This is a genomic window from Actinotalea sp. C106, assembly GCF_023630195.1.
Lineage (GTDB): Bacteria > Actinomycetota > Actinomycetes > Actinomycetales > Cellulomonadaceae > Actinotalea.
This window is the reverse complement of record NZ_JALPKN010000112.1, coordinates 1-9,728: the sequence shown is the minus strand read 5'-3', so window position 1 is coordinate 9,728 and position 9,728 is coordinate 1. Positions and strand designations below refer to the sequence as shown.

Genomic DNA, 9,728 nt, shown 5'->3' with positions numbered 1-9,728 from the left:
GGTCACCAGCCTGTCGATGTCGCCCGCGGCGGCCCCTGCGGCACGCTTCGCCCTGGCCCGGCACACGCGCGCGCGTTGCGTCGAGATCGCGGCGGCGGCCCGGGGCGGGCGCACCGCTGACCAGGCGAGGGCCGCCGCACTGGCCCTGGTCGACCCCGAGGTCCGCGAGGTGCTCGCACTCTGATGGTGCTCGCCCGCGGGCGGTGGGAGACCTGACCCCGGGGCCCTCGGACTCCGGGGCTCAGCCCACCCCGTCGGTCCGGACGAGGTTGCGTCCCGCCTGCTTGGCGGCGTAGAGCAGCCGGTCGGCCCGGTCCAGGAGGGTGGGCAGGCTCTCGCCCGGGCGCCGTGTCGCCGCGCCGATGCTGATCGTCACGGTGATGCCGGGGGCGATCGACCCCCAGTCGAACCCCTCGACCGCGGAGCGGATGCGTTCGCCGACTGCGCGCACCTCGGTGGACCCCTCGGCGAGGATGACCGCGATCTCCTCGCCGCCCACCCGGGCGACCTGGTCGGTGCCCCGGACGGCGCCCCCCGCGAGGAGCGCGACCTCGCGCAGGACGCGGTCGCCGATCGCGTGGGACCAGCGGTCGTTGACCACCTTGAAGTTATCGAGGTCCCCGACCAGGACGGTCACGGCCTCGCCGTCGTGGTGGGTGCGGGCGGCGAGGGCGGCGTCGAAGCCGCGTCGGTTGAGCAGCCCGGTCAGGGAGTCGTGCGTCGCGTCGTAGGCCAGCTCGCGGTTGGCGATCTCGAGCTGGGCCGAGCGGAGGCGCTCGACCTCGGCCTCGACCCGGGAGCGCTCGACGTCGAGCTGGGCGTTGATCACGCGGGCGCGGCGTTCGGCGGCGTCCTGGCGCTGCTGGAGCGTCGCGGTGAGGAGCTGCCGGTGCGCCGCGAGCGCGTCGGCGTAGGCGCCGCGCTCCTCGTGGATCGCGACGAGCTCGGTGAGCAGCTCGACCCGCTCGAAGCTGCGCAGCACGCCGTTGCTGATCTCGAGACCGCGCTCGATCTCCTCGATGGCTGCGCGGAGGTCGCCGCGGGTGCGATGCAGACGGCCCCGGGTCGAGGCGAGGCGGAGGAGGAAGTGCGTCGTGTCCACCAGGGAGGTCAGGGACTCGGCCTCGTCCAGCACCTCCTGCGCGGCGTCGACCTCCTCGCAGGCCAGGTGCGCGCGGGCCTGCCGGATGAGGCACTCGCCGAGCAGCCTGTTGTTGTCCTGGAGGGCTCGGGCGTGCCCGACGGCCTTGCGCGCGGTCCGCAGGGCGTGGGTCGCCAGACCGGTGGCCGCGACCGGGTCCGCCTCGGCCAGGGCCTCGCTCGCGGTCGTGTCGAGGGAAGCCAGGTGCGTCAGGCTCGCGCACCGGCCGTGGTCGTTGCCGAGCCCGTCGAAGAGCGTGAAGGCCTCGGTCAGCAGCTCGCGCGCGCGATCAGGGAAGAGGCCCATCTCCTCGAAGGTCACACCGAGGTTGTTGAGCGCGGCCGCGATCCCGAAGGTGTCCCCGAGCTCACGGCGCAGCGCGAGGGACTGCTCGAGGAGCTCGATCGCGCTCGCGTTGTCCCCGAACCCGCTGTGCGCCGCCCCCAGACCTCCGCGGATCCGCGCCTGCCAGTGGCGGTCGCCGAGCTCCTCGGCCAGGGCCAGCGCACGCTCCATGGCGGCGAGGGCGGCGTGGTCGTGGGACAGGAGGTGCCGGGAGAAGCCCAGGAAGTACTGGATCTTCATCTCGGAGTGCGGGTCGCCGACGGCCTGCGCGCGCTCCACCGCCTGCTCGCCGATCTCCACGCAGGCGGTCGGGTGCGAGTTCGACCGGGTCTCGACCAGGGCCACCAGCGCGGGCAGGTCGAGGTCGAGCACGTCCGCCCCGGGCCGCGGGGGCACAGCGCCCGGCGATCCCTCGGCGTGGCTCATACTCCGATCATCGGCAGGAACCGGGCCGATGTGAAGGCTCGCGGCCGAGCCGGCGGGTGCACTGAGGGGCGCGCGGGCTCACCCCACCAGGGCGACGGCCTGCTGCGCGATCTCGAGCTCCTCGTTGGTGGGGACCACCAGGACGGTCACCTCGGCCCCGTCGGGGGAGATGACGGTCTCGGTCTTCTTGCGCCCCGCGTTGCGTTCCGCGTCGACCACGATGCCCAGCCGCTCCAGGCCGGTGAGGGCCAGCTCGCGGACGATGTCGTCGTTCTCGCCGACGCCGGCGGTGAAGACCACGGCGTCCACGTGGCCGAGCTGGGCGTAGTACGCGCCCACGTAGTGCTTGAGGCGGTGGCAGTAGACGTCCAGGGCGAGCCGGGCGTCGGCGTCCCCGGCCGCGACGGCGTCGTGCACGTCGCGCATGTCGTTGACCCCGGCCATGCCGATCATGCCGGACCGGCGGTTGAGCAGGGTGTCGATCTCGTCGGTGCTCATGCCCGCGACGCGCTGCAGGTGGAAGATGACGGCCGGGTCGACGTCCCCCGAGCGGGTGCCCATGACCAGGCCCTCGAGGGGGGTGAGGCCCATCGAGGTCTCGACCGACTCGCCACCACGCACCGCAGTGATCGAGGCGCCGTTGCCCAGGTGCGCGACGATGAGGTTGACCTCGTCGGGCTTCTTGCCCAGCAGCTCCGCGGTGCGCCGTGAGACGTAGGCGTGGGAGGTGCCGTGGAACCCGTAGCGGCGGATGCCGTGCTCGCGGGCGACGTCGCGGTCGATCGCGTAGGTGCGCGCGGCCGCGGGCAGGGTGTGGTGGAAGGCCGTGTCGAAGACGGCGACGTGCGGCAGCTCGGGGAAGGCATGCCTGGCGGCGCGGATCCCGGCCAGGTTGGGCGGGTTGTGCAGCGGGGCCAAGGGGGACAGCTCCTCGATCGCCGCCTCGACCGCGTCGTCGACCAGCACGGGCTCGGTGAACCGGTCCCCGCCCTGCACCACGCGGTGACCCACGGCCACCAGGCCGACCTCGGTCAGCGAGGGCCCGACCTCGGCGAAGAGGTCGAGCACGGCACGGACCCCGGCGTCGTGGTCGGGGACCGGCTGGGTGCGGTCCGTCCGCCCGGACGGACCTTCGTGGCGCAGCGTGCCGTCGCCCCCCTCACCGATGCGCTCCACCAGGCCGCCAGCCACGGACTCCCCGGTGCCGACGTCGACCAGCTGGTACTTGATCGAGGACGACCCCGAGTTGACGACCAGGACGTGCTCGCTCACTGCGTGCTCCTTGCTGCTGCGGGTGGTGCGGGAGGTGGGACGAGGCTACGTGACCTGCGGCTCAGGAGGTGCGGCTCAGGCCCTGGGCCTGGATCGCCGTGATCGCGACGGTGTTGACGATGTCGCCGACGAGGGCCCCGCGCGAGAGGTCGTTGACAGGCTTGCGCAGGCCCTGCAGGACCGGGCCGATCGCGACGGCCCCGGCCGAGCGCTGGACGGCCTTGTAGGTGTTGTTGCCGGTGTTGAGGTCCGGGAAGATGAACACGGTCGCGCGGCCGGCCACCGTGGAGTCGGGCATCTTCGTCTTGGCCACCGAGGCGTCGACGGCGGCGTCGTACTGGATCGGCCCCTCGACGTCGAGGTCCGGGCGCCGCTCGCGCACCAGGGCGGTCGCCGCGCGGACCTTCTCGACGTCCGGTCCCGTCCCGGACTCTCCTGTCGAGTACGACAGCATCGCGATCCGGGGCTCGATGCCGAACTGGGCCGCGGTCGCCGCGGAGGAGATCGCGATGTCGGCGAGCTGCTCGGCGGTCGGGTCGGGGTTGACGGCCGCGTCGCCGTAGACCAGGACGCGGTCCTCGAGGCACATGAGGAAGACGCTCGAGACCACCGAGACGTCGGGGACGGTCTTGATGATCTCGAAGGCCGGCTTGATCGTGTGCGCGGTCGTGTGGACCGCCCCCGAGACCATGCCGTCGGCCAGGCCGAGCTGGACCATGAGGGTGCCGAAGTAGGAGACCGAGCCGACGATCTCCCGGGCACGGTCCACCGTCATGCCCTTGTGCTTGCGCAGCTCGGTGTACTCGTGGGCGAACCGGTCGTGGAGCTCGCCGTCGCGGGGGTCGATCACGGTCGCGGCGGTGATGTCCAGACCCAGCTCGGTGGCCCGGGCCCGGATCGAGCCCTCGGAGCCCAGGATGGTGAGGTCGGCGACCTCACGCTGCAGCAGGGTGCTCGCCGCCCGCAGGATGCGGTCGTCGTTCCCCTCGGGCAGCACGATGTGCTTGCGGTCGGCGCGGGCCCGGTCGAGCAGCGTGTACTCGAACATGAGCGGGGTCACGACCGTCGGACGGCTGACGTCCAGGCTCGCCAGCAGGGTGGGCGCGTCGACGTGCTTCTCGAACAGGGCCAGGGCGGTGTCGACCTTGCGCTGGGAGTCGGCCGTGAGACGCCCGCGGGTCGCGGCCGCGGCGCTCGCGGTCCGGAAGGTCCCCAGGTCGGTCCGGATGATCGGCAGGCGCTGGCCCAGGCCGTTGACCAGCCGAGCGACCACGGCAGGCGGGTAGAAGCCGCCGTTGAGGATGATGCCGGCCAGGGAGGGGAAGCCGTCGGCCGCGTGGGCCGTGAGCAGGCCCAGGAGGATGTCCGAACGGTCCCCGGGGGTCATGATGACCGCGCCGTCGGTGAGCTTCTCGAGGAGGTGCTCGATGGACATCGCGCCCACCAGCAGGTCGAGGGCCTCGCGGGAGAGCAGCTCCTCGTCCCCGGCGGCCAGCGTCCCGCCGACCGCCTCCATGAGGGCCCCGACGGTCGGGGCGCTGAGCAGCTGGTCCTCGGGCAGGGCCCAGGCCGGGAGCTCGGTGCCCAGGGCCTTGCGGACCTGGACGAGCCCCTCGGGGGCGCAGCGGTTGGCGACCACCCCGACCACCTGGGCGTGGTGGGTGCGCAGCTCGCCGACGCAGACGTCGACGACCTGGCGGATCTCCTCGGGTCGCCGCTCGGCCCCCCGGACCACCAGCAGGACGGGGGCGCCCAGGTTGACCGCGATGCGGGCGTTGTAGGCCAGCTCGGTCGGCCCGGCCACGTCCGTGTAGTCGGTGCCGACGATGACGACGACGTCGCAGCGCCGCTCGACCTCGTGGTACCGGGAGACGATCTTCGACAGCGCCGCCTCGGGGTCGGCGTGCAGGTCCTCGTACGTCACCCCGACGCACTCGTCGTACTCCAGCTCGACGCCGTCGTGGGCGAGCAGGAGCTCGAGCACGTAGTCAGGCTGGTCGGTCGAGCGGGCCACGGGCCGGAACACCCCGACCCGCTGGACGCTGCGGGTCAGGAGGTCCAGGACGCCGAGGGCGACGGTCGACTTGCCGGTGTCGCCCTCGGCCGAGGTGATGTAGATGCTGCGTGCCACGTGCTGTCCAGTCGTCGTGCGGTCGCGGGGCTGGGACGTGGACGGCCTACTCGTTGTCCCCGCCGGTCGCGGTGACCTGGTCGCGGGCCGGTCCACCGTCCGCACGCCCAGTCTCCCCTACGTCGGGCCACACCCAGTCACGCACCTCGGGGATGTCCTCGCCGTGCTCGCGGGTGTAGTCCCGGGCCCGGAGCCGCGCGTCGACCATCTCCTGGCGTAGTCCAGCCGCACGGGTACCCAGGCCGGGGACCTGATCGATCACGTCGATGACCAGGTGGAACCGGTCGAGGTCGTTGAGCATGACCATGTCGAAGGGCGTGGTGGTGGTGCCCTCCTCCTTGTAGCCGCGCACGTGGATGTTGCTGTGCCCGGCCCGGCGGTAGGTCAGGCGGTGGATGAGCCACGGGTAGCCGTGGTAGGCGAAGATGACCGGCTTGTCCCGCGTGAACAGGGTGTCGAAGTCGCGGTCGGACAGGCCGTGCGGGTGCTCGCGCTCGTCCTGCAGCCGCATGAGGTCCACGACGTTGACCACGCGGACCTTGAGGTCGGGCAGGTGGGTGCGGAGCAGGTCGGCGGCCGCGAGGGTCTCCAGGGTGGGGACGTCCCCCGCGCAGCCCAGCACGACGTCGGGGGAGTCGCCCCGATCCTCGGTCCCGGCCCACTCCCAGATGCCCAGGCCGCGGGCGCAGTGCGCGATGGCGTCGTCCATCGACAGGAAGGTCGGGGCCGGCTGCTTGCCCGCGACGACGACGTTGATGTAGTCCCGGCTGCGCAGCACGTGGTCGTAGGTCGACAGGAGGGTGTTGGCGTCCGGCGGCAGGTAGACCCGGACGATCTCGGCCTTCTTGTTGACCACGTGGTCGATGAAGCCGGGGTCCTGGTGGGAGAAGCCGTTGTGGTCCTGGCGCCACACGTGCGAGGTCAGCAGGTAGTTGAGCGAGGCCAACGGCTGGCGCCAGGGGATCTCCTGGGTGACCTTGAGCCACTTGGCGTGCTGGTTGACCATCGAGTCGATGATGTGGATGAAGGCCTCGTAGCAGCTGAAGACGCCGTGGCGGCCGGTCAGCAGGTAGCCCTCGAGCCAGCCCTGGCACTGGTGCTCCGACAGCATCTCCATGACGCGTCCCGCGCGGGCGAGGTTGTCGTCCGCGGGGATGATCTCGGCGGCCCAGGCCTTGTCGGTCACGTCGAAGACGGCCTGGAGGCGGTTGGACGCGGTCTCGTCGGGGCCGAAGAGCCGGAAGTTCTCGGGGTTGGCCTCGACCACGGCCGCGAGCCACTGCCCGAGCACCTTGGTCGCCTCGGCGATCGTGCCGCCCGGGACGTCGACGTCGACGGCGAAGTCGCGGAAGTCGGGCAGCCTCAGGTCACGCAGCAGCAGACCGCCGTTGGCGTGCGGGGTCGCGCTCATCCTCAGGTCCCCGTCCGGGGCCAGGGAGGCGACGTCCGCGACGAGGGCGCCCGTCGCGTCGAAGAGCTCCTCGGGCCGGTAGGACCGCAGCCACCCGTCGAGGACCTGCAGGTGGGCGTCGGTGTCCCGGGCGCTCGCGAGGGGCACCTGGTGCGAACGCCACGAGTCTTCGACCTGCTTGCCGTCGATCACCGGCGGGCAGGTCCAGCCCTTGGGGGTGCGCAGGATGATCATGGGCCAGCGGGGTCGCTCGGTGAGCGTCCCGGCGCGGGCCGCGGCCTTGATCTCGCTGATCTGGTTGAGGGCCTGGTCGAGCACCTCGGCCATGCGCTGGTGGACCGTCGTCGGGTCCTCGCCGTCGAAGCCGCCCGAGACCACGTACGGGGTGTGGCCGTAGCCGCGCATGAGCTCGAGGAGCTCGGACTCGGGGATGCGGGCCAGGACGGTCGGGTTGGCGATCTTGTAGCCGTTGAGGTGCAGGATCGGCAGGACCACGCCGTCGGCCACCGGGTCGACGAACTTGTTCGAGTGCCAGCTGGTGGCAAGCGGGCCGGTCTCGGCCTCGCCGTCGCCCACGACCGCCGCGACGAGCAGGTCCGGGTTGTCGAAGGCCGCGCCGTAGGCGTGGGACAGCGCGTAGCCGAGCTCGCCGCCCTCGTGGATCGAGCCCGGGGTCTCGGGGGCGACGTGGCTCGGGATCCCGCCGGGGAAGGAGAACTGGCGGAAGAGCTTGCGCATGCCCTCGGTGTCGGTGGTGATGTCCGTGTAGACCTCGGAGTACGTGCCCTCGAGGTAGGCGTTCGCGACGAGGCCCGGACCGCCGTGCCCCGGCCCCGTGACGTACAGGGCCGACTGGCTGCGCTCCTGGATCGCCCGGTTGAGGTGGGCGTAGAGGAAGTTGAGGCCCGGGGTCGTGCCCCAGTGGCCGAGCAGGCGCGGCTTGACGTGGTCGCGGTGCAGCGGCTCGGCGAGCAGCGGGTTGTCGAGCAGGTAGATCTGCCCCACCGAGAGGTAGTTGGCCGCGCGCCACCAGGCGTCGACGCGGGCGAGGGTCCCTGCGTCGAGCGGTTCCACCTCACGGGTGGTCCAGGTCGAGGGACGGTCGAGGATCGAGGTCATGCGTGCCTCCTGATACCGGGCAGCGGGGGCTACCGCTGCGCTGTGCGCGACGCTCTGCTCTGCTGCTGTGCCAGGACCAGCCTGCACCACCGCCCGTCCCAGACATGGGACGTTTGGGCCGCACCGACGTGCCCCGTGGGTGCCATGGCACCACAGGACGGCCGTGGGCGCAGGAGGTGCTGACGAGAACACCGCGTGAACCGGGAGAGCGGGGGGAGGGGGGCGGTGCGCTCCGGGTACCGTGGAGCGGTGGACTCCCCGGTGCAGCCCGTCGCGCCGCCCTACCTGCGCACGGCGCTCTCCACCCGGATGCTCGTCCTCCTCGTCCTCCTGATCGGCGCCGCCGCGGTGTGCGTGCGGCTGGGCGTGTGGCAGCTCGACCGCGCGGAGATCCGCGGTGCGGGCTCGGCCGAGGAGCTGGCCGCCGAGCAGGTGGCCGCCCCCCCGATCCCGCTGGCCGAGCTGATCGACCCCGGGGCCGGCTTCCGCGGCGAGCTCGTCGGGACCAAGGCCGAGGTCACTGGCAGGTTCGAGGACGACGAGCTGCTCGTCGCAGGGCGCTCGGTCGACGGGCGGACCGGATACCTCCTCCTCACCCCCTTCCGGGTGACGGGGGTCGGGGGATCGGCGCCGGTGCTGCCGGTGGTGCGGGGTTGGGTCGCCGAGCCGGAGGAGGCCGAGCAGTTCCCGGCCCCGACGGGTGACGTGCAGGTGGTCGGCTACCTCCAGGCGGGGGAGTCCCGGGGGGAGACCGACCTTCCGGCCGGCCAGATCGACGCCGTGGCCCCTGCCGAGCTCGTGAACCGCTGGTCGGGCCCCACCTACTCGGGGTACCTGGTGCTCGCCGAGACCGACCCGCCGACCGACGCGGTGCCGGTCCTGCTGCCCCCGCCCACGGTCGGTGGTGCCGGTCTCGACCTGCAGAACCTGGCCTACGCCGTGCAGTGGTGGATCTTCGGCGGGTTCGCCCTCGTGCTGTGGTTGCGTGTGGTGCGCGACCACGCCCGCGACGCGGTCGAGCCCGAGGGGCCGGAGGGCCCTGGCGAGCCCGACGGGCCTGGCGAGCCCGAGGCGGACGCTGAGGACGGACCCCCGCGACAGGAGCACCATGGTGAGCATCAGGCCGTACCGGCCGGCTGACCGCGCCGCGGTCTACGCGGTGTGCGTCCGGACGGCCGAGGACGGTGGGGACGCCCGCGGCCTCTTCGCGACCGACGACCTCATGCCCGACGTGTACGCCGGGCCCTACCTCGAGCTCGAGCCGGACCTCGCCTTCGTCGTCGAGGAGGACGGCACCGGGGCCGTGGTCGGCTACGTGCTCGGCACGGCTGACACGGCGCGGTGGGCTCTCGAGCACCGCCGTCGCTGGCTGCCGCAGGTCGCATCCCGGTACCCGCTGCCGACGGCGCCCCGCACCCGCGAGGAGCGCCTCGTCGACACCCTTCATCACCCTGAGCGCACGGTGCACGCCGAGCTCGCCGCCTACCCGGCGCACCTGCACGTCGACCTGCTGCCTGGTCATCAGGGCCGTGGGCTCGGGCGCCGCCTCGTGGCCACCTTCCTCGGTGCGGTCCGTGAGGGCGGAGCGACCGGGTTCCACCTGGGGGTCTCGCCCACGAACACCTCGGCCCAGGCCTTCTACCGGCGCCTGGGGCTGCGTCGCCTGGAGGTCGGGGACCCGCAGGCGTTGGTCCTCGGGGGGCCGACCGACCTTCTGGCGTAGCCGGGCGGACCGGCTGCTCGCCCCCGGAGGGCCGGCTACTCGCCCCCGGAGCGGGGTGGTCGACGGCGCAGGGCCTTGACGTCGCGCCGTTGCCGCTCGGCCGCGCTGCGTCGGGCACGGGAGGAGCGGCTCGGGCGGGTGGCGCGACGTGGCTGGTCCG

6 protein-coding genes and 1 pseudogene are annotated in these 9,728 nt (G+C 72.7%); 3 read left to right on the top strand and 4 right to left on the bottom strand.

Going from position 1 to position 9,728, the window contains the following annotated elements; genetic code table 11:
• Positions 1-184 (top strand): annotated as a pseudogene (locus L0B03_RS09280) (phosphoenolpyruvate--protein phosphotransferase); the annotation flags it as partial.
• 57 nt (positions 185-241) lie between these two features.
• Here the strand turns inward: L0B03_RS09280 and L0B03_RS09275 are convergent.
• From L0B03_RS09275 to L0B03_RS09260, 4 genes are all read right to left on the bottom strand, one after another.
• Positions 242-1,912, bottom strand: a complete 1,671-nt coding sequence (locus L0B03_RS09275; RefSeq protein WP_250445527.1) for a diguanylate cyclase — start codon at positions 1,910-1,912, stop codon at positions 242-244.
• 78 nt (positions 1,913-1,990) lie between these two features.
• Positions 1,991-3,184: an acetate kinase gene (locus tag L0B03_RS09270; RefSeq protein WP_250445526.1), complete on the bottom strand. Its 1,194-nt coding sequence runs from the start codon at positions 3,182-3,184 to the stop codon at positions 1,991-1,993.
• Between the two features lie 61 nt (positions 3,185-3,245).
• The gene (pta, locus tag L0B03_RS09265; RefSeq protein ID WP_250445525.1) at positions 3,246-5,315 is read right to left on the bottom strand and encodes a phosphate acetyltransferase; all 2,070 of its coding nucleotides are present in this window, start codon (positions 5,313-5,315) and stop codon (positions 3,246-3,248) included.
• A 46-nt stretch (positions 5,316-5,361) separates the two neighbouring features.
• Positions 5,362-7,845: a phosphoketolase gene (locus L0B03_RS09260; RefSeq protein ID WP_250445524.1), complete on the bottom strand. Its 2,484-nt coding sequence runs from the start codon at positions 7,843-7,845 to the stop codon at positions 5,362-5,364.
• Between the two features lie 249 nt (positions 7,846-8,094).
• On the opposite strand from L0B03_RS09260, the gene L0B03_RS09255 reads away from it, so the two are divergent.
• Together L0B03_RS09255 and L0B03_RS09250 are read left to right on the top strand one after the other, a co-directional pair.
• On the top strand, positions 8,095-8,985 hold the full coding sequence (locus L0B03_RS09255) for an SURF1 family protein (protein ID WP_250445523.1): 891 nt from the start codon (positions 8,095-8,097) through the stop codon (positions 8,983-8,985).
• Positions 8,957-9,568 carry a GNAT family N-acetyltransferase gene (locus L0B03_RS09250; RefSeq protein WP_250445522.1) on the top strand — a complete coding sequence of 204 codons (612 nt, stop codon included), beginning with the start codon at positions 8,957-8,959 and terminating at the stop codon, positions 9,566-9,568. The genes L0B03_RS09255 and L0B03_RS09250 overlap by 29 nt, the downstream gene beginning before the upstream one ends.
• Positions 9,569-9,728 lie beyond the last annotated feature (160 nt).